This window comes from Rhodopseudomonas sp., from assembly GCF_036404135.1.
Lineage (GTDB): Bacteria > Pseudomonadota > Alphaproteobacteria > Rhizobiales > Xanthobacteraceae > Rhodopseudomonas_A.
Genome location: NZ_DASWPE010000035.1, coordinates 1 through 22,028, shown reverse-complemented (window position 1 = coordinate 22,028; position 22,028 = coordinate 1). Strand labels below are relative to the sequence as shown.

21 protein-coding genes and 1 pseudogene are annotated in these 22,028 nt (G+C 66.1%); 12 read left to right on the top strand and 10 right to left on the bottom strand.

All coding sequences use genetic code 11. From position 1 onward, the window contains the following. From VGC77_RS04095 to pnp, 3 genes and pseudogenes are all read left to right on the top strand, one after another. A pseudogene (locus VGC77_RS04095) lies at positions 1 to 651 on the top strand (tRNA pseudouridine(55) synthase TruB); the annotation flags it as partial. A 2-nt stretch (positions 652 to 653) separates the two neighbouring features. After that, positions 654 to 923, top strand: a complete 270-nt coding sequence (gene rpsO, locus VGC77_RS04090; protein WP_011470966.1) for a 30S ribosomal protein S15 — start codon at positions 654 to 656, stop codon at positions 921 to 923. A 357-nt stretch (positions 924 to 1,280) separates the two neighbouring features. Beyond that, the gene (pnp, locus tag VGC77_RS04085) at positions 1,281 to 3,428 is read left to right on the top strand and encodes a polyribonucleotide nucleotidyltransferase (RefSeq protein WP_331170292.1); all 2,148 of its coding nucleotides are present in this window, start codon (positions 1,281 to 1,283) and stop codon (positions 3,426 to 3,428) included. Positions 3,429 to 3,772: 344 nt separating this feature from the next. Here pnp and VGC77_RS04080 read toward each other — a convergent pair whose 3' ends face one another. The 3 genes from VGC77_RS04080 to VGC77_RS04070 all read right to left on the bottom strand — a co-directional run bounded on the left by VGC77_RS04080 (position 3,773) and on the right by VGC77_RS04070 (position 7,307). Then, a complete protein-coding gene (locus VGC77_RS04080; RefSeq protein ID WP_331170291.1) occupies positions 3,773 to 5,335 on the bottom strand; it encodes a DHA2 family efflux MFS transporter permease subunit in 1,563 nt (520 codons plus the stop codon). A 336-nt stretch (positions 5,336 to 5,671) separates the two neighbouring features. Further along, entirely contained in the window at positions 5,672 to 6,832 is a 1,161-nt protein-coding gene (locus VGC77_RS04075; RefSeq protein ID WP_331170290.1) for an HlyD family secretion protein, read from the bottom strand. Next, complete coding sequence (locus VGC77_RS04070; RefSeq protein ID WP_331170289.1) at positions 6,825 to 7,307, bottom strand: MarR family transcriptional regulator; 483 nt, start codon at positions 7,305 to 7,307, stop codon at positions 6,825 to 6,827. Before VGC77_RS04070 ends, VGC77_RS04075 begins: the two co-directional genes overlap by 8 nt. 184 nt (positions 7,308 to 7,491) lie before the next feature. On the opposite strand from VGC77_RS04070, the gene VGC77_RS04065 reads away from it, so the two are divergent. Then, positions 7,492 to 7,995, top strand: a complete 504-nt coding sequence (locus VGC77_RS04065) for a Fur family transcriptional regulator (protein ID WP_331170295.1) — start codon at positions 7,492 to 7,494, stop codon at positions 7,993 to 7,995. 34 nt (positions 7,996 to 8,029) lie between these two features. Then, the gene (locus VGC77_RS04060) at positions 8,030 to 8,941 is read left to right on the top strand and encodes a DMT family transporter (protein ID WP_331170288.1); all 912 of its coding nucleotides are present in this window, start codon (positions 8,030 to 8,032) and stop codon (positions 8,939 to 8,941) included. On the opposite strand, the gene VGC77_RS04055 is transcribed toward VGC77_RS04060, so the two are convergent. After that, positions 8,938 to 9,255: a hypothetical protein gene (locus VGC77_RS04055; RefSeq protein WP_331170287.1), complete on the bottom strand. Its 318-nt coding sequence runs from the start codon at positions 9,253 to 9,255 to the stop codon at positions 8,938 to 8,940. The genes VGC77_RS04060 and VGC77_RS04055 overlap by 4 nt on opposite strands. Before the next feature lie 312 nt (positions 9,256 to 9,567). On the opposite strand from VGC77_RS04055, the gene ispG reads away from it, so the two are divergent. Next, positions 9,568 to 10,851 (top strand): flavodoxin-dependent (E)-4-hydroxy-3-methylbut-2-enyl-diphosphate synthase, encoded by a 1,284-nt coding sequence (ispG, locus tag VGC77_RS04050; protein WP_331170286.1) that lies wholly within the window; start codon positions 9,568 to 9,570, stop codon positions 10,849 to 10,851. Between the two features lie 3 nt (positions 10,852 to 10,854). On the opposite strand, the gene VGC77_RS04045 is transcribed toward ispG, so the two are convergent. The 3 genes from VGC77_RS04045 to VGC77_RS04035 form a co-directional block, all read right to left on the bottom strand. Beyond that, a complete protein-coding gene (locus VGC77_RS04045; protein WP_331170285.1) occupies positions 10,855 to 11,418 on the bottom strand; it encodes a cytidine deaminase in 564 nt (187 codons plus the stop codon). A gap of 44 nt (positions 11,419 to 11,462) precedes the next feature. Next, positions 11,463 to 11,993, bottom strand: a complete 531-nt coding sequence (locus tag VGC77_RS04040) for a hypothetical protein (protein ID WP_331170284.1) — start codon at positions 11,991 to 11,993, stop codon at positions 11,463 to 11,465. A 166-nt stretch (positions 11,994 to 12,159) separates the two neighbouring features. Beyond that, complete coding sequence (locus VGC77_RS04035; protein ID WP_331170283.1) at positions 12,160 to 13,758, bottom strand: Na+/H+ antiporter; 1,599 nt, start codon at positions 13,756 to 13,758, stop codon at positions 12,160 to 12,162. Positions 13,759 to 13,941: 183 nt separating this feature from the next. On the opposite strand from VGC77_RS04035, the gene VGC77_RS04030 reads away from it, so the two are divergent. Next, complete coding sequence (locus VGC77_RS04030) at positions 13,942 to 15,630, top strand: bifunctional diguanylate cyclase/phosphodiesterase (protein WP_331170282.1); 1,689 nt, start codon at positions 13,942 to 13,944, stop codon at positions 15,628 to 15,630. A 32-nt stretch (positions 15,631 to 15,662) separates the two neighbouring features. Beyond that, positions 15,663 to 16,106, top strand: coding sequence for a BLUF domain-containing protein (locus VGC77_RS04025; protein WP_331170281.1), 444 nt, complete (start codon positions 15,663 to 15,665; stop codon positions 16,104 to 16,106). 45 nt (positions 16,107 to 16,151) lie between these two features. On the opposite strand, the gene VGC77_RS04020 is transcribed toward VGC77_RS04025, so the two are convergent. Then, the gene (locus tag VGC77_RS04020) at positions 16,152 to 16,838 is read right to left on the bottom strand and encodes a DUF1345 domain-containing protein (RefSeq protein ID WP_331170280.1); all 687 of its coding nucleotides are present in this window, start codon (positions 16,836 to 16,838) and stop codon (positions 16,152 to 16,154) included. A 5-nt stretch (positions 16,839 to 16,843) separates the two neighbouring features. Next, complete coding sequence (locus VGC77_RS04015) at positions 16,844 to 17,770, bottom strand: farnesyl diphosphate synthase (protein ID WP_331170279.1); 927 nt, start codon at positions 17,768 to 17,770, stop codon at positions 16,844 to 16,846. Between the two features lie 134 nt (positions 17,771 to 17,904). Here VGC77_RS04015 and mtgA point away from each other — a divergent pair, with 134 nt between their 5' ends. The 3 genes from mtgA to VGC77_RS04000 all read left to right on the top strand — a co-directional run bounded on the left by mtgA (position 17,905) and on the right by VGC77_RS04000 (position 19,870). Beyond that, complete coding sequence (mtgA, locus tag VGC77_RS04010) at positions 17,905 to 18,627, top strand: monofunctional biosynthetic peptidoglycan transglycosylase (RefSeq protein WP_331170294.1); 723 nt, start codon at positions 17,905 to 17,907, stop codon at positions 18,625 to 18,627. A gap of 146 nt (positions 18,628 to 18,773) precedes the next feature. Continuing rightward, a complete protein-coding gene (gene rpmF, locus VGC77_RS04005; protein WP_184257785.1) occupies positions 18,774 to 18,956 on the top strand; it encodes a 50S ribosomal protein L32 in 183 nt (60 codons plus the stop codon). Between the two features lie 203 nt (positions 18,957 to 19,159). After that, a complete protein-coding gene (locus VGC77_RS04000; protein ID WP_331170278.1) occupies positions 19,160 to 19,870 on the top strand; it encodes a hypothetical protein in 711 nt (236 codons plus the stop codon). Positions 19,871 to 19,888: 18 nt separating this feature from the next. Here the strand turns inward: VGC77_RS04000 and VGC77_RS03995 are convergent, their stop codons facing one another. Continuing rightward, the gene (locus VGC77_RS03995) at positions 19,889 to 20,188 is read right to left on the bottom strand and encodes a hypothetical protein (RefSeq protein ID WP_331170277.1); all 300 of its coding nucleotides are present in this window, start codon (positions 20,186 to 20,188) and stop codon (positions 19,889 to 19,891) included. A gap of 213 nt (positions 20,189 to 20,401) precedes the next feature. Here VGC77_RS03995 and VGC77_RS03990 point away from each other — a divergent pair. After that, a partial coding sequence (locus VGC77_RS03990; protein ID WP_331170276.1) for a bifunctional diguanylate cyclase/phosphodiesterase occupies positions 20,402 to 22,028 on the top strand: 1,627 nt, incomplete at its 3' end.

Sequence of the window (22,028 nt, the reverse complement as noted above, 5' to 3'; positions counted from 1 at the left end):
CAGGCGATTCGCGCGCTGCTGCCGCGCTTCACCGGCGAGATCGAACAGACCCCGCCGCAATATTCCGCGATCAAGATCGCCGGCGAGCGCGCCTATGACATGGCGCGCGACGGCGAAGTCGTGCCGCTGGTCCCGCGCCCGGTGGTGATCCACGAATTAACTCTTGTCGAACAACATGATGACAGCCATTCGACGTTCGAGGCGGAATGCGGCAAGGGCACCTATGTGCGGGCTTTGGCCCGCGACATGGGACGGTTGCTCGGCTGCTACGGCCACATCTGCGCGCTGCGCCGCACCCTGGTCGGGCCGTTCGGCGAGGCCGACATGATTCCGCTGGAACAGTTGGAGGCTTTATGCGATAGAGCCGCGTCCGGCGAGGGAAGCCTCGCCGACGCGCTTTTGCCCGTTGAGACCGCGCTGGACGACATCCCGGCGCTGGCCGTCACACGGGCTGATGCGGCAAGGCTCCATCGGGGCCAGGCCGTTTTGTTGCGCGGACGGGATGCGCCCAACTGTAGCGGCACAGTTTATGTCACGGTGGCAGGCCGGCTTTTGGCCCTCGCCGAACTTGGCAATGGCGAACTCATCCCCAAGCGCGTGTTCAACCTGAACGGACTGACCGCCAGTCCGCTGCCTAAGGAAAGTCACTGACGATGTCGATCACCGCAGAACGTAAAGCGGAAGTCATCAAGACCAATGCGAAGAAGGCCGGCGACACGGGTTCGCCGGAGGTTCAGGTTGCGATCCTGTCGGAACGCATCGCCAACCTCACCAGCCATTTCAAGACCCACGTCAAGGACAACCATTCCCGCCGTGGCCTGCTGAAGCTGGTGTCGACCCGGCGCTCGCTGCTTGACTACGTCAAGAAGAAGGACGAGGCGCGCTACAAGGCGCTGCTCGAGAAGCACAACATTCGTCGTTGAGCGAAGTTCGCGCGCCGACCCCGGCGCGCGTTTTTGCATAGGGTGGGACCACGGGTTTCCCGGTTGCGGTTCGACCCCGTGCAGATGATGAGCGGGCCAGTTGATGGCCCGCAAGACAATGTCCAGCAGCACTCCGGCGGCTGGACGATGACGGGCAAGGGGTCCGTCGCGCGGGCAAGCGTCCGAAGGACTTGTCCGCACCGATCGGGAGGATGGACGCCATCCAGGGCTCGAAAACCATGGCAGGATCGCCGGACGCTGACGCCCTTGCGGCCTGGTCAGCGTCTCGCAATCTTGCGCATGGTTTTCGGGGTTTGGGCGTTCGTGCCTTTCGTGAACACATGAAAGAAACACGCAATGTTCAATATTCATTCAGTCGAGATCGATTGGGGTGGGCGTCCGCTCAAGCTTGAGACCGGCAAGATCGCCCGTCAGGCTGACGGCGCCGTCGTCGCCACTTACGGCGAGACCGTGGTGCTCGCCACCGTGGTCGCCGCCAAGTCCGCCAAGGAAGGCGTCGACTTCCTGCCGCTGACCGTCGACTACATCGAAAAGACCTACGCCGCCGGCCGCATCCCCGGCGGTTACTTCAAGCGCGAAGGCCGCCCGACCGAAAAGGAGACGCTGGTCTCCCGCCTGATCGACCGCCCGATCCGTCCGCTGTTCGTCGACGGCTGGCGCAACGAGACCCAGGTCATCGTCACCGTGCTGTCGCACGACATGGAGAACGATCCGGACATTCTGGCGCTGGTCGCCTCCTCGGCGGCGCTGACCTTGTCCGGCGCGCCGTTCAAGGGCCCGATCGGTGCTGCCCGCGTCGGCTTCATCAACGACGAATACGTGCTCAACCCGGTGCTCGACGAGATGGTCGAGACACAGCTTGACCTGGTCGTCGCCGGCACCGCCGACGCCGTGTTGATGGTGGAATCCGAAGCCAAGGAACTCAACGAAGAGATCATGCTCGGCGCGGTGATGTTCGGTCACCGGCACTTTCAGCCGGTGGTGCAGGCGATCATCGAACTCGCCGAAAAGGCCGCCAAGGAGCCGCGCGAAGTCGCGGTGGTCGACGAGAGCGTGCTGGAGAAGGAAATTCTCGGCCTGATCGAGCCCGAGCTGCGCGCCGCCTACGCCATTCCGGTCAAGCAGGATCGCTACGCTGCGGTCGGCAAGGCCAAGGAAAAGGTGATGGCGCACTACTTCCCGGAAGGCCAGGAGCCGCAATACGACAAGCTGCGGATCGCCGGCGTGTTCAAGGAACTGGAAGCCAAGATCGTCCGCTGGAACATCCTCGACACCGGCAAGCGCATCGACGGCCGCGATAGCAAAACCGTGCGCAACATCATCGCCGAAGTCGGCGTGCTGCCGCGCGCCCACGGCTCGGCGCTGTTCACCCGCGGCGAAACCCAGGCGATGGTAGTCACCACGCTCGGCACCGGCGAGGACGAGCAGTACATCGACTCGCTGTCGGGCACCTACAAAGAGACCTTCCTGCTGCACTACAACTTCCCTCCCTACTCGGTCGGCGAGACCGGCCGCATGGGCGGCACCAAGCGTCGCGAGATCGGCCACGGCAAGCTCGCCTGGCGCGCGATCCATCCGGTGCTGCCGCCGCATCACGAATTCCCCTACACGCTGCGCGTGGTCTCCGAGATCACCGAGTCGAACGGCTCGTCCTCGATGGCCTCGGTGTGCGGCGCCTCGCTGGCGCTGATGGATGCCGGCGTGCCGTTGAAGCGGCCGACCGCGGGCATCGCGATGGGTCTGATCCTGGAAGGCGAGCGCTTCGCGGTGCTCTCCGACATCCTCGGCGACGAGGATCATCTCGGCGACATGGACTTCAAGGTGGCCGGCACCGAGCAGGGCATCACCTCGCTGCAGATGGACATCAAAATCGCCGGCATCACCGAGGAGATCATGAAGGTCGCGCTCGGCCAGGCCAAGGACGGACGCATCCACATTCTCGGTGAGATGTCGAAGGCCTTGACCAACGCCCGCGCCGAGCTCGGCGAATACGCGCCGCGGATCGAGACCTTCAAGATCGCCACCGACAAGATCCGCGAAGTGATCGGCACCGGCGGCAAGGTGATCCGCGAGATCGTGGAAAAGACCGGCGCCAAAGTCAACATCGACGACGACGGCACCGTCAAGGTCGCATCCAGCGATGGCGAATCGATCAAGGCGGCGATCAAGTGGATCAAGTCGATCGCTTCCGATCCGGAACTCAACGCGATCTATGACGGCACCGTCGTCAAGGTCATGGAGTTCGGCGCCTTCGTGAACTTCTTCGGCGCCAAGGACGGTCTCGTCCATATCAGCCAGCTCGCTCCGGGCCGGGTGCAGAAGACCTCCGACGTCGTCAAGGAAGGCGACAAGGTCAAGGTCAAGCTGCTCGGCTTCGACGACCGCGGCAAGACCCGGCTGTCGATGAAGGTGGTTGATCAGGTCACCGGCGAAGACCTCGAGGCCAAGCAGAAGGCCGCCGAGGGCGCCTCCGCCGCGGAGTAAGCCTCGGCGCGAGCCGGGCGAATTGGCGAGTAGCGAATAGTAAGTAGCGAATAGAAAAGAGGGCGGCCGTGAGGCCGCCCTTTTTGTTTGGTCGAGCTTTTGCTGTCCCGCACTGCGCGGTTCTATACACCGCTTATCCCAAAAAAGGCGTCATTCCGGGGCGCGAGAGCGCAAGCTCGAGCGAACCCGGAATCTCGCCACGCGGCGAAGCCGACGCGAGCGGCAGATTCCGGGTTCGCTCGCCCAAGTGGGCTCGCGCCCGGAATGACGACATTGCTTTGTTGAAAGCGCGACGACCTTGATCAGCGAGGCTTTGACCCGACTGCGATCGGCCCAATTCTCAGCTAATCGATCACCGCGGCGTGGTCGGGGGCCTCGGACTGCTTGCGCAACGCCGCCTTGCTGGAGCCGATGATGATCGCCGCCGGGATCGCCGCCGCGGTGAGGAACATCACCAGCGCGTAGTCATGAGAGAACGCGATGATCTGCGCCTGCATGGTGACGATGGCGTCCATCATCGCCCGCCCGGTGTCGGTGGCCATGTCGATGGTGCCACGGACGTCCGGCATCTGCATCGCATGGTTGAACGGGGTGACGTATTCGGTCAGCACCGCATGCGCCCGCCGGGTGCCCGAGGTCAGTTCGGCGATCACCACCGAAATCCCGATCGAGGAGGCGACGTTGCGCACCAGCGTCAGCATCGCAGTACCATCGGTGCGCAGATGTCCCGGCAGCGTCAGGAACGCCACCGTCGACAGCGGCACGAACACCAGGCCGAAGCCGAAGCCCTGTGCGACGCTGACCACGATGATGCTGGCGACGCTGGTCTGGTCGGTCCATTGCGTCATGAAATACAGCGTGGCGCAGGTCAGCGTCAGCCCGCCGGCGATCAGGGTGCGCGCCTCGATATGCCGCATGATCCGCCCCACCAGCATCATCGCCACGAAAGTGCCGGTGCCGCGGGTCGCCAGCAACAGCCCGGCGGTGAGGATCGGAAAGCCGATCACGTTCTGCATGAACGGCGACGACAGCGCCATGGTGGAAAACAGCACCAAGCCCATCACCGCCATGAACACGCAGCCGCCGATGAAGTTCTTGTCGGTGAAGATCGCGAACTGGATGAACGGCTTCGGCGTGGTGAAGGAATGCGCGAAGAAATAGTAGAAGCCGACCACCGAGACGATGCTTTCGGCGATGATCTCGTTCGATTCCAGCCAGCCGAGCTGTTCGCCGCGGTCGAGCGCGAGCTGCATCGCGCCGATCCCGACCGCCAATGCTGCGAAGCCGAACCAGTCGAACCGTAGCGCGTGGTTGAGTTTGGTTTCGTCCATGAACACCAGCAGTCCGGCCACGGTGATAATGCCGAACGGCAAATTGACGAAGAACACCCAGTGCCAGGAATAGGTTTCGGTGAGCCAGGCGCCGAGCGACGGCCCCATGATCGGCCCCAGCATCACCCCCATGCCCCAGATCGACATCGCCTTGGCGCGCTCGTGCAGCGCGTAGATGTCGAGCATCACCGATTGCGACAGCGGCACCAATGCTGCGCCGAACACGCCCTGCAGCAGCCGGAACAGCACCATTTGCGTAATGTCTTGCGCGAGGCCGCACATCACCGAGGCGACGGTGAATCCGGCCGAGCAGATGATGAAGATGCGCTTTCTGCCGAAGCGGTTGGCGATCCAGCCGACCGGCGCGGTCATGATCGCGGCGGCGACGATGTAGGAGGTCAGCACCCAGTTGATCTGATCCTGCGACGCCGACAGCGAGCCTTGCATATAGGGCAAGGCGACGTTGGCGATGGTGGTGTCGAGCGCCTGCATGATGGTCGCGGTCATGGCGCAGATCGTCACCATGTTGCGGCGCAGGCCGGGAACGGCAACCGGAGCTGCGGCGGCGGTGGTCATCGCTTAGTCTCCTCGTTGCGAAAGATGCGGATCATCGCTCGGCTCGGTGTTGCCTCGGTTGCTGTCAACGGCGCTTGTGCAGGCGCGCGGTGGGAGATTGCCCTGCCGCATCGGCAGCCTGCTCCCTCTCCCCGCTCTTGCGGGGAGAGGGGTGGGGTGAGGGGTGATCCGATCGGTGAGCTCAATGCCCTCGCGCCGCCGTGCCAGGCCCCTCACCCGACCGGCTTCGCTGACGCTCGCCGGCCGCACCTCTCCCCGCGAAGAGCGGGGAGAGGTGCGGCCGTGCGCGCGGGACGTTTGAGTTCAAAATCCATCGGTCCGTTCAATCGACAATGCTTAATCCTGCGGCTGCGCCTTGGCCGACGACAGCCCGATCAGCCCGGCCAGCGAGCGGGTATGTTTGGTGTCGATCGAGACGTAGGAGCTCATGCCGGCCTTCAGCTTGCCTACCACCCTGTCGTTGGTATCAAAATAGATCCGCACCGGCACCCGCTGCACCACCTTGACGAAGTTGCCGGTGGCGTTCTGCGCCGGCAGGATGGCGAATTGCGCGCCGGTGCCGGGCGACAGCGAGCCGACCGTGCCGACGAAGGCGTGGTCGGGGAAGGCGTCGATGTCGATCGTCACCTTCTGGCCGATGGTGACATAGGTGAAATCGCTTTCCTTCGGATTGGCGTCGACCCACGGCGCGGTGGTGTCGATCACGCTGAACACCGGGTTGCCGGCGGCGACGAAGCGGCCGAGCTGAATGTTGTCGACCTGGGTCGCGGTGCCGTTCATCGGCGCGCGCACCGTGGTCAGATCGAGATTGCGCTGCGCGTCGTCGAGCGCCGCCTTGGCCTGCATGTAGGCCGGGAACTTCTCCAGCGGCAGCTTGGGATCGCCGAGCAGCTGGTTCATCGCGGTCGAAAGCTGCTGCTTGACCAGTTGCAGTTCCGCCTGCGCGGTCACCAGCGCAGAGTTGGAATTGTCGAGGTCGAGCTGCGAACCGGCCGAACTCTTGACCAGCGAGCCCTTGCGCTCGACGTCGCGCTGCTTGATGGCGATGCCGGCGTTGACCAGGTCGACGGTCTGGCCATAGAGCTGCACATTGGCGATCAGGTTGTCGTGGCTGGTCTTGGCGTCGTCGAGCTTGGCGCGGGCCTGTTGCACCGCGAGCTGGTACGGCACCGGATCGATCTGGAACATGACGTCGCCGGTCTTCACCAATTGGCCTTCCTTCACCGGCACCTCGATGATCTTGCCGGCGACGTCCGGCGTGATCAGCACCTTCTGCGCGCCGACATAGGCGTCGTCGGTGGTGACGTAGCGGCCGCCCTCCAGATAGAAGGCGATGCCGGCGATCAGCAGCGCCAGCGGCAGCACGAACAACAACAGCGGCCGGCGATACGCCTTCAGCGCGCCGAGCAGGCTGCGCCGCGGCGGCGCCGTCGGCTCGACGCGCGGCTCCGGATTGCCCTTCGCTTCGGGCGCGAGTTTCAGCACCGGATCAGCCATGACGCTGGACCTTTCTTTGGGGCGCCGCATGCGCCTGGTGGATGGCGCCGCGGACGTTTTCCCGGATGGTTTCGAGATGGCCGACCAGTCGATGGATCTCGACCGGGTTGATCCCGGCGAGCGCCGTGGCGGTGAGTTCCGAGCGCAGCCCGGCCAGTTTGCCGAGTAACGGCCGCGCCGCCTTGCGCAGATACAGCCGCTTGGCACGGCGGTCGGTGTCGTCGCTGCGCCGTTCGATCCAGCCATGCTCGCACAGCCGGTCGATCAATCGCGTTAACGTGATCGGCTGCATTTCCAGCAGTTCGGCGAGTTCGGATTGCTTCAGCCCCTCGCAGCGCTCGACCTTGGCGAGCACGGCCCATTGCGCGCGGGTGATGCCGTAGCGCGACGCCGCCTTGTCGGCATAGGCGCGCACCAGCCGTTGCACCTCGGCGAGCGTAAACAGAAAATTCAGATCGACGGATCCGCGCGGCATGGCCGTTTCAACTCCTTAGCGACCTATAAGATAAGCTAGCTCATCATTTTCGCGATCCGCATTTCGGTATGCGGTTAATGTCTGGTGCGCATGCCGTTCCGCATTGCGGAACCCACGGGACCCGGCCGGCGGCCGGCGCGATGAAACGGTGGGCGAACCGCCCGCGCCGCGCTACATAGGGAAGATGACCGCCGCCAAGCCGACCTTCCCGCCGCCCGATCACGATCACGTTCGTTGCGCCACGGACGCGATCGACCACGCCGAACGCATCTGCCAGCGCCGCGGCCAGAACTTCACGCCGATCCGGCGCCGGGTTCTGCAGGCGCTGTTGACCAGCCACCGGCCGCTCGGCGCCTATGAGGTGATCGACGAACTGGCCCGCGAGGCCGCGCGTCCGGCGCCGATCACGGTGTATCGCGCGCTGGATTTCCTGATGCAGAACGGCCTGGTGCACCGCATCGAAAGCCGCAACGCCTTCCTGGCCTGCGCGCATGACCACGACCATGCTGCGGCGGTGGCGTTCCTGATCTGCGACCGCTGCGGCTCGGTCGGCGAAATTCCCGCCGGCCCGCTCGCCTCCGGGCTCAACGAAACGGCGCGCGCCACCGGCTTTGCGCCGAAGCTCGCGGTGGTGGAAATCGCCGGCACCTGCGCGCATTGCCTGTCCGCCGAGCCTCCCGGCCCCTGATCACCGCTCAACACGGCGACAAGCCGGAGGCACGATGGCGTTCCACCAACCGACCGCGGCGCCGTCCGCGCGCCCGCTCAGCCTCAGCGCGATCGCGCTGGTGCTGTTGTGCTGCCTGTCCTGGGGATTCAACCAGATTGCGGTGAAGCTGGTGCTGCCGGAGATCCCGCCGTTCCTGCAGGCGGCGCTGCGCTCGGTCGGCGCGCTCATCGTGATCGGACTGATCGCGCGGGCGCGCGGGGTGAAGCTGTGGCAGCGCGACGGCGCGCTGCGCGCCGGGGTGTTCGCCGGGGTGCTGTTCGGGCTGGAATTCGTGTTGATCTATCGCGGCCTGATGCTGACTACGGCGTCGCGCGCCGTGGTGTTTCTCTACACCGCGCCGTTCTTCGTGGCGTTCGGCGCCTATCAGTTGCTGCACGAACGGCTGCGCCGGCTGCAATGGGGCGGGCTGGCGCTGAGCTTCGTCGGCGTGGCGCTGGCGATCGGGGTGCCGCAGCCCGATGTCGACGCCCGCGTGCTCTTCGGCGACCTGATGATGATCGGCGGCGGCGCGCTGTGGGCCGCCACCACGCTGATCGTGAAGACCACCCGGCTCGGCCAGGTGCCGGCGGAAAAGGGCCTCGGCTATCAGGTCGCGGTGTCGATCCCGATCCTGGCCGTGGCCGCCTGGCTGTCCGGGGAGACCCTGCCGCATTGGCCGGGGCCGCTGTCATGGGCGCTGCTGGCCTATCAGGCGATCTGGGTGGTCGGGCTGACATTCCTGTTGTGGTTCGGGCTGGTGAAGACCTATTCCGCCAGCAAATTGTCGTCCTTCACCTTCATCACGCCGCTGTTCGGCGTGGCGGCCGGCTATCTGATCATGGGCGATCCGTTGACGCCCGCCTTCGGCGTCGCGGCGCTGCTGGTGACCGCGGGGCTCTATCTGGTCAATCGGCCGGCGTCCTAGCCGCGGCGGATGGCAGGGCCAGATCGGATCACACGGCGAGAAGCAGCGCCTTCGCTCGCTCGATCGAGCCGATAGGTCTCGCCGGAATAGCGGGCGAAAGCCTTTGCCGCGGCCACCAGTTGCCGTTCGTCGATATCGAACATGCCGGCGAACGCCAACTGTAAGGCAGGCTCAACCTCGCCGAAAAACGACGACATATGCCCCGGAACGGCTCGGGCGACCGCAGGGTCGAGCAGACAAGCGGCAAGCTGCCGCGCATCCAGCTGTCTCCGATACGGCGCATTCACGGTGGTTAAGACCAGGTCGGGGCTCATCCGATGTCTCGCTTTCCGCTATCCTATTTAAATTGGGCCCGCGCCGAAGTTGTCAATGATTCACTTGCTCCCGGCCCTTCGGAACCAGGTCCCATGGGGTCGTAAGGAATATAAACCGAAAATCGGCGCGTTGGTTGCTCGCCACCGATTGACGTGACTGCGAACCCGAAGCAGATCGGGCGAGTTCCAGGGCCGCCCCCTTGGTTTACCGGGCTCCTCGGGCCATCTGAGGCTGCATGCCACCTCTGATCCCGGTTCCTGCATCCATTGATCGATTGCTGACTGTCATCAAAATCTGATATTTGGGGCCCCATGAACAAGCTCGAAAATCCGCATCCGAACGACCTCGCCGGCCCCGCAGCCCGGCACGTCACCACCCAGGTCATGGTCGGCAACGTCGCCGTCGGCGGCGGCGCCCCGATCGTCGTGCAGTCGATGACCAACACCGACACCGCCGACGTGGCGGGCACCGTGGAACAGGTCGCAGCCCTGACCCGCGCCGGCTCCGAACTGGTGCGGATCACGGTGGATCGCGAGGAGGCCGCGGCCGCGGTGCCGCATATCCGCGACGCCTTGCGCAAGCGCGGCATCACCACGCCCCTGATCGGCGATTTCCATTACATCGGCCACAAGCTGCTCGCCGAGTATCCGGCCTGCGCCGAGGCGCTCGACAAATACCGGATCAATCCCGGCAATGTCGGCTTCAAGAACAAGCGCGACAGCCAGTTCGCCGACATCGTCGAGATCGCGATCAAGAACAACAAGGCGGTGCGGATCGGCGCCAATTGGGGCTCGCTCGATCAGGAACTGTTGACCAAGCTGATGGACGAGAACGCGGTGTCGGCCAAGCCGCGCGACGTCCGCGCGGTGACCCGCGAGGCGATGGTGCAGTCGGCGCTGTTGTCGGCGGCGCGCGCCGAAGAGATCGGTCTGCCGAAGAACAAGATGGTGCTGTCGGCCAAGGTGTCGGCGGTGCAGGACCTGATCGCGGTGTATCAGGATCTGGCGTCGCGCTCGGATTACGCCATCCATCTCGGCCTCACCGAGGCCGGCATGGGCTCCAAGGGCATCGTCGCCTCCTCGGCGGCGCTCGGCATCCTGCTGCAGCAGGGCATCGGCGACACCATCCGGATTTCGCTGACCCCGGAGCCCGGCGGCGACCGCTCGCTGGAAGTCCAGGTCGCGCAGGAACTGCTGCAGACCATGGGCTTTCGCACTTTCGTGCCGCTGGTGGCGGCCTGCCCGGGTTGCGGCCGCACCACCTCGACCACGTTCCAGGAACTGGCGCGCTCGATCCAGGATTTCATCCGCGTCGAAATGCCGGCCTGGAAGACCCGCTATCCCGGCGTGGAAAATCTCAACGTCGCGGTGATGGGCTGCATCGTCAACGGCCCCGGCGAGAGCAAGCACGCCAATATCGGCATCTCGCTGCCCGGAACCGGCGAAACCCCGGCGGCGCCGGTGTTCGTCGACGGCCAGAAATTCCGCACCTTGCGCGGCGCCAATATCTCCGGCGAGTTCAAGGCGCTGGTGATCGACTACATCGAGCAGCGCTACGGCGCGGGCGTCGCGGCGCCGGTGAGCGCGGCGGAGTAGACTCTACTTCGCGACGAAGACCGGATCGGCCGGCGGGGCAGCGGGCTCCTGCCATTCGGCGACGCTGCCGATCAGCGCGGCGCGTATCTGCGGCCACACCGTTTCGAGACCCAGATTCTGCGGCCCGAACGCATCCGGCAGCAGCTCCGAAATCGCAGCCTCGTGGATCTGCGCCAAGTCGCCGCTGCAGGAAAACACCCTGACGTCGACGCCCGCGACCTGCGACGCTTCGAAGATCAGTTGCCGGCACCGCCCGCACGGCGTCACCACCTGCGAGGCGTCGCGGGGGGGGGTGAATTTGTGGCCGACCACCGCGATCGCCTCGATATCGTAGCCATTGGCCGAATTCGCCGCGGTGATCGCCGCCACCTCGGCGCACATGCCGAGGCCATAGGAGGCGTTCTCCAGATTGGCGCCGGTGAAGATTTTCCCGGATTTGGTCCGCACCGCGGCGCCGACCGCGAAGCCCGAATAGGGAGCGTAGGCATTGGCCGACACCCCGCGCGCGCTGTCGATCAGCCGCCGATCCGGATCGCTGAGCTCGGCGAAGTGGCGGGGCTTGATCATGAGCAACCTCATCGGGGAACCTAAAAACGCGCGACGCGGTGAGTTTATTCCAGTTTGAACAGCGCCGTCTGCACCCAAAACAACACCACGACCGCCGCCGCGGCGAGCGTCAGCAGCCACGCGATCAGATAGTAATGCGTGCGGTCGTCGACCACATTCGCCAGCCGCTCCGCCTCGCTTTCAAAGTCATAGGGCCCGCCCTTTCTCCTGCGCACCTGGCCGAGGAATTTCCAATTCACCCGCACGATCAGGAAACACAGGAAGGTGGAGGCCAACACCAGGCCGAGCACAAGCTCGGCGGTCGTGACCTGCGGCTTGGTGATCCCGAACAGATTGCTCTGGGTGTTGGGATTGTCCTTGGCGTTGGCGGCGCCGAGAAAGAACAGCAGGATGGTGATGAAGCTGGCATTGACCCGCAACAGGCCGTTGGCCTTGGCGTCCAGGATGCTGAGCACGCCGTAGAACCAGGTAATGACTTCCCTGTCCGACTTGTTGTCGGCGTGATGCAGCGACCTCGCCTTCTCCAGCGCCTCGTGGCCGCGATCCGGTCCGACAAAGGACAATTCGTTGGGCATGGCTGAAATCCCGGCCGGCGACCTCGGGAACGGTCCGCGCTTGCGAACGCCAGATCAAACGCAAACCAGCAAATGAAATTATCTGGCCGCCGCGCCGCGCCGGCGGGTGGTCATGGCGAAACAATAGGGTATTTTCTCTCGGCTGCAACTATCAAGATCGCTCGCGTCACCGCTTCTTGTACTCCCGGTTCGCCAGACTGGCCTCCTCGAGATCGAGGTCGCGCTCGATCCTGCGGCGGCTTTCGTCGGTGATGTTGCCGTCGCGCAGTTGCGCGTGGATGAATTTGCGCTCCTCGGCGATCAGTTCGCGCACCAATGCCGCGCCGGTGGCGGTGACGTCGTGGCCGTCGGCGTCGGGCGGCTGCGGCAACTGGTTGGCGCGGGTCTGGTGCCGCGCGCGCAGCAGCTTCACCACCTCGTCGGAGAGTTCGCGGTCGTCGGTGATGGCGTCGAGCGAGGCCAGCGCTGCGTCCAGCGCCTGGCGTCGCGCGGCGATTTCCGCCTCGCGCTCGCGGTGGTGTTCGGCGTGGCCGTCCTGGGTGAGGCCGAGCCGGCGCACCACCATCGGCAGGCTGAGACCGAGCCCGACCAGGGTGATCAGGATGACGCCGAACGACACCAGCTGGATCAGGTCGCGGTAGGGAAAGTCGACGCCGGAGGGCAGCGTGAACGGCAAAGCCAAAGCCGCGGCCAGCGACACCGCGCCGCGGACCCCGGTGAACGCCACCACGAAGATCGACCGCCAGTTCGGCAGCGGCTCGGCGCGCAGCCGCTTGCGCCACAGCCGCGGCAGATAGGTGCCGGGAAACACCCAGGCGAACCGCGCCAGGATCACGATCGCCGCGACCAGGCCGGTGGCGAACAGGATGTCGCCGAGCGGAAACTCCCTGGATTTCTCCAGCAGTACCCGCATCTGGAAGCCGGTGAGCAGAAACAACAGCCCCTCGACCAGATAGATCACCAGATCCCAGAAGAAGATGCCCTGCAGCCGGGTCGCCGAGGAAATCAGCAGCGGCCCGTTCCAGCTGATGTAGAGCCCGCAGGCCACCGTGGCGATCACCCCGGAGCCGCCGAGATGCTCGGGAATCCAGTAGGCGGCGTAGGGCGTGATCAACGACAGCGTGATCTCGATCTGCGGATCGCGGGCGCGGTGGCGCAGCCGCAGGCTGAGCCAGCCGACCGCGACGCCGAACGCGATTTCGCCGGCCAGGATCGCCGCGAAGGTGCTAGAGGCCACCGGCAGCGAGAACGCCCCGGTGCTGATCGCCACCACCGCGAAGCGGTACAGGATCAGCGCGGTGGCGTCGTTGGCCAGTCCCTCGCCTTCCAGCACCACCAGGATGCGGCGCGGCAGCCCGAGTTTGCGGGCGATCGCCAGCGGCGCCACCACGTCCGGCGGCGCGACGATGGCGCCGAGCAGGAAGCCGACGCTCCACGGCAGCCCGATCAGCAGATGCGTCGCCGCCGCCACCGCGCAGGCGGTGAAGATCACGCAGCCGATCGCCAACAGCGCGATCGGCTCCAGATTGAATTTGAACTCGCGCCAGCTCATCGCGACGCTGGCCGAATAGATCAGCGGCGGCAGCACCACCAGCAACACCAGTTGCGGCGGCAGTTCGACCGGCGGCATGCCCGGCACCAGCGCCAGCACGACGCCGGCCAACAGCAGCAGGATCGCCGGGGCGACGTCGATCCGCCGCGCCAGCCAGGCGGTGCCGGCCAGCACCGCGAGCAGGGTCAAGAAGATCTGAAATTTGGCTTCCACTGCGGCACCACGACAACTGGAGACACTGTGAATCTGCAATCGCCCGGCGCCGCCGACAGGTCAAGCCATACCGCCATTGCCGCGGCGAGTTGCGATCGATTCGTCCTAACCGCTGATTTACCCTCACTTTGATCTGCGCGGTAAATTCATGCTTTTGCAACGATCGCACTGTTTGCTGGTATCATGCCGATCCGCGTCAAATCCGACCCCCCTGCGACTGTCGAACCGGCGAAACGGCGCCGTCGCGCCGCCGCCATCGACCGTGCGCGGGAGCCGGACGAAGCGCTGGCGCTCAGCGTGTTCATGCAAATGGACCTCGCCGGAGCCGTGGTCAGCAATGAGGGCCAGCTATTACTCAGCAATCGCGGCTTCGACGATCTGTTCGGCGCCGCGCCAGGCGCCGCGGTGCTCGATCGCGTCATCGGTGAAGCCAGCCGCAAGAGCGGCAAGACCAACCGCCAGGCCAGCTTTCCGGACGGCCGCACCTACGGCATCGAGACCTTTCCGGTCGCCGAGGGCTGGCTGATCACCGCCGGCGATCTCACCGATCATCTGGCCGAGGAGGCCCGCGCAGCCGAGGCCGCCCGTACCGATCGCATCACCGGGATCGGCAACCGGCTGATGTTTCGCGAGCAACTGAGCCGCATCCTGCAACGACCCGATCTCGCCACCGACGGCGCCGCGATGTTGGTGGTCGACCTCGGGCGCTTCAAGGCGCTGAACGAATCGCTCGGCCGCAAGGTCGGCGACGCGCTGCTGAGGCTGGTGGCTCATCGGGTCCGCTCCGCGGTGGCGGCGAGCGACGTCGTGGCGCGGCTGGAGGCCGACAAGTTCGGCATCCTGCAACTCGGGCAACCGCAGCCGCAATCCGCCGACGCGCTGGCGATCCGGCTGGTCGATCTGGTCGGCCGCGCCTATCTGCTCGACGGCCAATTGATCAACGTCGCCGCCAGCGTCGGCGTGGCGCTGCTGTCGGGTGATGCCTCGGACTGCGATCGCGTCATGAAGAATGCCGATCTGGCGCTCAACCGCGCCAAGACCGACGGCCACGGCTGCTATCGCTTCTTCGAGGCGGCGATGGACGAGCGGATGCAGGCCCGCCGCAATCTCGAGATCGATCTGCGGCGCGCGCTGGCGCTGCGCGAATTCGCGCTGGTGTATCAGCCGCAGGTCAATCTGCGCACCAACACCGTCACCGGCTTCGAAGCCCTGCTGCGCTGGCATTGCCCGACCCGCGGCCTGGTGTCGCCGCTGGAATTCATTCCGCTCGCCGAGGAGACCGGGGTGATCACGCCGATCGGCGATTGGGTGCTGCGCACCGCCTGCCGGGAGGCCGCGAAATGGTCGCCTCACCACACCGTCGCGGTCAATGTCTCGGCGGTGCAGTTTGCCAGTCCGAAGCTGGTCTCGACCATCCTGTCCGCGCTGGCGGAGAGCGGGCTCGATCCGCACCGGCTCGAACTCGAGATCACCGAGAGCGTGATGCTCGACCCGCGCGGCACTGCGCTCGCGGTGTTGCAGACGCTGCGCACCATGGGGGTGCGGGTGGCGCTCGACGATTTCGGCACCGGCTACTCGTCGCTGGGCTATCTGCGCAGCTTTCCGTTCGACAAGATCAAGATCGACCAGAGCTTCGTGCGCGGCACATCGGGCGATCCGGCCGGCCAGGCCATCGTGCGGGCGATCGCGACGCTCGGCCACAGCCTCGGCATGGCGACCGTCGCCGAAGGCGTCGAGACCGCCGAGCAACTGGCTCGCGTCGCGGCCGATGGATGCACCGAGGTGCAGGGTTATTACTTCAGCCGTCCGATCGCTCCGGAACAGATCGGCGACTACTTGTCGACCAGAAACCAAGGCGCGAATTTGATATAACGCTTTTGCGCCGAGCGCGACGCAGAGGAACCATGGATCCGAATCTCTATCGTCTGGTGTATTTCAGCAAGAACCGCATCGTCGGGGGGCCGAGCAACATCGCCCGCGAAGTGGAGGCGATTCTGCGTTCGGCCGAGCGCAACAATTCCCGGCTCGGCATCACCGGCGCGCTGATCTTCAACGCCGGGATCTTCGCCCAGGTGCTGGAAGGCTCGCGCGACAGCATCGAAGTCACCTTCGAAAAAATCCAGCAGGACATCCGCCACGGCGACGTCCAGGTGCTGGCCTTCGAAGTGGTCAGGGAACGCGTCTTCGCGCGCTGGTCGATGGGCTATTTCGGCCAATCGCGCGAAGGCCAGGATCTGTTCGGCCACATCGCCGCCGCCACCGGCTTCACCACGGCGGGGATCGAAGGCGCGAGGATGTTCAAGATCGTCCGCGACATTGCCTTCGAGGAGGAAGCCCGCGCCGCCTGACCCTGCGCCGTCCGCCCCAATGCAGCTTGTCGGTGGTGTCGCCGGTCAGATCGCGCTGGCGGCGATGTTGACCATCAAGGCGACCAACGCGGTGTTGAACACGAACGACACCACGCCATGCGCGGTGGCGGTGCGGCGGATCGCCTTGTCGGTGATGCCGACGTCGGAGACCTGCGCGGTCATCCCGATCACGAAGGAGAAGTACACGAAATCCCAGTAGTCGACCTCGTCGTGGCTGTCGCCGCTGGGAAACTGCAGGCCGCCGGGCTTGGCGCCGCGGTAGTACTCATGCGCGTAGTGCAGCGCGAAGGTGGTGTGCACCATCGACCACGACAGCGCGATGGTCAGCGTCGCCAAAAACAGCTCTGCCGATCCGCGGTGCGACGCGCCGAGTTCGGAGACGATCGCCGCCATGCTGGCAAAGGCGCCGATCGCCACCACCAGCAGGATCAGAAAACGGCCGTCATCCTGCAGGACGGCGTTGCGGCGGATATGGGCGATGCCGCTGCGCAGCACCATGCCCAGCACCAGCGCCAGATACAGCGCGATGAAAATGTCCCAGCTCAGCAACAGCCGCGTCACCAGCCGCAGCTCGCCCGGCAGCGCGAAGAACGCCGCGGCGCCGATCGCCATCGCGACGAAGGTGCGCGGCCGTGCATAGACCACGCGGGCCGGTCGCGGCAGCCTGCGGAAGCGTGCGAGATGCGGGTCCTCGGGCGCATCCGCGGCCATCGCCGTCAGTTCTTGCGTTCGGCGACGAAGCGCGCGGCCGAGCGCAGCACGTCGCCCTTGTCGCCGAAGATCAACAGCGCCTTGTCGGCGCGGGCCAGCAGGTCGCCGACCCGCTTCTTGGCGCCGTCGATGCCGAGCTGGGTGACGAAGGTGGTCTTGTTGAGCGCGGCGTCGGCGCCGGCGGGTTTGCCCAGCGCCGCGGCGTCGCCCTCGACGTCGAGCAGATCGTCGGCGATCTGGAAGGCTTCGCCGAGCGCGCGGCCGTAATCGTCGAGTGCCTTGTACTGCTCCTTGGAGGCCTGGCCGAGCAGCGCGCCGGCGATGCAGCCGAACCGCAGCAAGGCGCCGGTCTTCATCTGCTGCAACCGCGCCACATCGACCGGCTCGCGGTCGCCGAAGCGGCCTTCGCCGGCGAGGTCGAGCATCTGCCCGCCGACCATGCCGCCGATCCCCGAGGCGCGCGCCAGCGCCCGGGTCAGCAGCAGCCGGACGCCGGGGTCGCCATGGATTTCGTCGCGGGTGATGATGTCGAACGCCAGCGTCAAGAGCGCGTCGCCGGCGAGAATTGCGGTGGCGTCGTCATAGGCGCGGTGCAGCGTCGGGCGGCCGCGGCGCAATTCGCTGTTGTCCATCGCCGGCAGATCGTCGTGGATCAGCGAGTAGCAATGGATGCACTCCAGCGCGGCGCCGGCCAACAGCGCCGAAGCGCGCGGCACGCCGAACACCGCGGCACTCTCCACCACCAGGAACGGCCGCAACCGTTTGCCGCCGGCGAGGCTGGAATAGCGGATCGCTTCCATCAGCCGGCGCGGGCGGGCGATCTCGTCCGGGAGCAATTGGTCGGACAACAGCCGGGCCAGCAGCGCCTCGGTGTCGTCGGCGGTCTGGTCCAGCCGTTGCACAAAATCGGTGGAAAGCGTGAGGGTCGACATTCAGAATAGCTCCGGATCAAGGTGGCGCGACAATCGGTCATGCGACCTGTTTCGTCAATTCCGCCAACGACCCAGCGTTAATGGCCGCGCGATTTCCCAGCGCCGCAAAAAGCCTTAAGATCGCCGCGCAATCGATGGCCGCGGTCGGCTCCGCTGCTGCGCATCCAACCCGGTGGCCCGCCTTGCGTCTCGCTCGCACTCTCGTCCTTGCCGTCGTGGTGCTGCTGCTGTTGCCCTATCTGCTGACGCCGCTGTATGGCGGCGGTCATCCGGTGTCGACGCTGATGGCGTGGCGCTGGCTGACCGGCGCACAGGTTTCGCGGCAATGGGTCGATCTCGCCGAGATGTCGCCGGCGCTGCCGCGCAGCGTGGTCGGCGCCGAGGACGCCAAATTCTGCGTTCACCACGGCATCGACTGGGATTCGCTGCGCGACGTGATCGACGACGCTCAGGACGGCGAGGTGGCGCGCGGCGGCTCCACCATCACCCAACAGGTGGCGAAGAACCTGTTCCTGTGGCCCGGCCGCAGCGTGGTGCGCAAGGCGCTGGAATTCCCGTTGGCGATGTGGATCGATTGGGTGCTGCCGAAGCGCCGGATCCTGGAAATCTATCTCAACATCGCCGAATGGGGGCCGGCCGGCCAGTTCGGCGGCGAGGCGGCTTCGCAATACGCCTTCGGCCGCCCGGTGGCGACGTTGTCGGCGCGCGAAGCCGCGCTGCTGGCGGCGATCCTGCCCAATCCGCGCGCGCGCAGCGCCCGCAATCCGGGGCCGGGGGTGCGGCGGCTGGCCTCGACCTATGCCGCGCGCGGCCAATCGGTCGAGTTGCCGCGCTGCTGGGGCGAGGGCCGCGGCTGAGCTTTTGAGGCAATTTTGCAGCGCCTGCGGCCTAGCTTTGCCGCCGGGCTTCCGTTATAAGCGCGGCCTTATCCGACTTTTGCCCGCGCCACGGCGCCCGGCCGTCCGCGGCTGTGGACGTCTCAACACCCTGCAAGGACCCCGATATGGCCGTTCCGAGAAGAAAAACTTCGCCCTCGCGGCGTGGCATGCGTCGTTCCGCGGACGCGATCAAGACCCCGACCTATGCCGAGGACAAGGATTCCGGCGAACTGCGCCGCCCGCATCATCTCGACCTGAAGACCGGCATGTACAAGGGTCGTCAGGTTCTGAAGAAGAAGGAATCCTGATCGCGCCATCCGCAGGAGCGCGCCGACCGGCGTGTCTCCTGGCGTTTGCGTGAGAGGCGGATCAAGAGGGCGCGCAGCGAGCCTTCGGCGGTCCCGGCGGGACGCCTGACGCCGCGCCGGCTGCTGCGACAGAGTGCGGACTTGCGACGAATCGCAACGCTCGTCCAGCCTCCTTCGTCCTGCTTGGAAGGAAGGCTTCGCCGATGTCGGTTATCGGTTTTCCGCTGCTGCTGATTCCGCTGGCGGTCTGCAACATCATCATCTTTCTGATGCCGGGCGTCGCCTTCGACGCGCCGCTCGCCCGGCTGACGCTGCCCTCCGGCACAGGCTTTATGCCGAGCATCGGCGATCTCTTGGTCGCGCTCGGCGTCGTGCTGTTGCTGCCGGAGGTGGTCAAGGGCGCGCGGCCCGGCGCCAAATACGTCACCGACCATCTGTTGTCGCTGTTGCTGTTCGCGGGCGCGCTCGGCGAATTTCTGCTGCTGCCGGCGTTCGGCAATGCGACGGTGCTGCTGCTGGCGTTGCTGGCGCTGGTGGATTTCCTCTCCGGCCTGGCGTTGCGCAACCGCCGCCGCCCGGCCGCCGCGGGCAAGCCGGCCAAGCAAGGAAAAGCCGCCGCCGCGGAGATCACAGCCGAGCCTGAGCCCGCGGTCGGGCCGGCCGCCGCCGCCGTGCCGGCTGTTGCCGACGCCGCGCCGCTGCCTTCGGCCCCGCTCGCCGCCTCGCAGCATCCCGAAGCGCATCCCACCGCACCCTCGGCTGCCGCCACCGCCATTGCGGCCGCGCCGGCGCACTCCGAAACCTCTCCCGCCGGCACCGCAAGCAGCGCCGCTTCGCCACAGCACAGCCCGCCGGAGTTGCAGTCCGACCAGCCCGAACAACCGAGCCGGCCGGCGACGCCATCGGCGCGCTGACGCCGCATAAGCGATCGATCAGACGTTGCGGCGGGTGACGCGCGTAAGCTCGGCCGGGCGCTCGCTGCGAACCGCCGTGGTGTGGTAGGCCGCCAGCGCATCCGCCGAGGTCGCCCGGCGCAGCGTGCGGGTTTGCGGCGAGGCCTGCTGCACCGCGATCAGATGGGTGACGAAACCGGCGTCGGCGCGCGGCAGGATCCGCAGCTGCACCACGCCGTCATCGGCCCGGGCGGCGCCGGCGACGGTGGTGAGCTGCGTGCTCGACCGGCCGCTTGCTTCTTCGGTTTCCGGAACGGTTGACTCGCTCTCGGCACGCATCCTCAAGGCTCCCGGTCCATTGTCTCATTTCGGGACGAAACGTCCCCTTGGCAATGCAACGTCGCAAACTCCATGCCGGAGGACCTAGGTTTGTTCCTAGGTCCGACATCGCATGGTTTTTTAATTGTTTAGGAACTTAGCCTAGCCTCGGCGGCGCCCGGCACCCTATTCTGCACAGAAGAATCACCTGACGTGTCCCGAAACGAGGCGAGCGTGACATCTGCCGAACCGTCGACCGCCGGATCCCCGGCGGCGCCCTCCGGCCGCCCCGACGAGGCCGCCATCCTCGCAGCCCTCGGGCAGGCCGCCTTCGTCTGGGACCTCGCCAGCGACGCCATGATCTGGAGCCCCGCCGCCGCGGCGCTGTTCCGCGACATTCCCGCCGAAGCGCTGGCGAGCGGTGCCGGGCTTGCCAATCTGATCGAGCCGACGCGCCAGGTTCGCGCCGAGGCGCTGCTCGGCTCGTCGTCGCCGGCCGCCACCCGGATTCCCTATCGGATCGAATATGGCCTGCGCGCCTCAACCGCGGCGCCGGTGTGCTGGATCGAGGAGACCGGCTGCTGGTTCGCCGGACCCGACGGCAAGCCGGCGCGGGTCGAAGGCGTAGTGCGGCTCAACAATGAGCGGCATGCCCGCGAGCAGCAATTGGTCAAGCTGGCGCAGCACGATCCGTTGACCGGCGAACTCAACCGCAGCCATCTGGTGGCGTCATTGGCCGAAGCGGTGGAGGAAGCCGCGCGGTTTCGCTCCAACTTCGCCTTCATGCTGATCGGCATCGACCATCTGGCGCGGGTCAACGACGCCTTCGGCTTCGACGTCGCCGATCAGGTGATCGGCGAGGTGGCGCGGCGGATCCGCGCCCGATTGCGCGCCGGCGATCTGCTCGGGCGGTTTTCCGGCAACAAGTTCGGGCTGATCCTGAAGAACTGCACGATCGACGACATGAACGTCGCTGCCGAGCGGTTTCTCGCCGGGATTCGCAACGAGGTGGTGCCGACTAAATCCGGTCCGGTGGCGGTGACGGCGTCGATCGGCGGGGTCAGCGTGCCGCGCTACGCGCGCAATGCCGACGAGGCGCTCAATCGCGCCCACGAATCGCTGGATGCCGCCAAGAGCCGGCGCCGCGGCTCGTTTGCGATGTGGCGGCCCAACGTCGAACGCGACGCGCAGCGCCGGGTCAATATCAGGGTCACCGACGAGATCGTCACCGCGCTCAACGAGCGCCGCATCGTGATGGCGTTCGAGCCGGTGGTGCAGGCCGGCTCGCGACGGCCCGCGTTCCACGAATGCCTGGTGCGGATGAAGCAGGACGACGGCGAATTGCTGCTGGCGCCGGACGTGGTGCCGGTGGCGGAAAAGCTCGGGCTGATCCGGCTGGTCGATCACCGCGTGCTGGAGTTGGTGGTGGCGGAGCTCGCCGTTTCGCCGGGCATCGAACTCAGTCTCAACATTTCGCCCGACACCACGATGGACGCCGACTGGTGGGCCAGCATCGAATCGCTGCTCGGCGCCAATCCCGGCGTTGCCGAGCGGCTGATCGTCGAGATCACCGAGACGGTGGCGATCCAGGACATCGACGACGTCCGCGGCTTCGTCAACCGGCTGAAGAATTTCGGCGCGCGCATCGCGATCGACGATTTCGGCGCCGGCTACACGTCTTTCCGCAACCTGCGCAATCTTGGCGTCGACATCGTGAAGATCGACGGCGCCTTCGTGCAGAATATCGCGCGCTCCGCCGACGACCGCGCCTTCGTGCAGACGCTGATCGACCTGGCGCGGCGGCTCGAGATCAAGACCGTCGCCGAATGGGTGCAGGACGAGCCGTCGGCGATCATGCTGC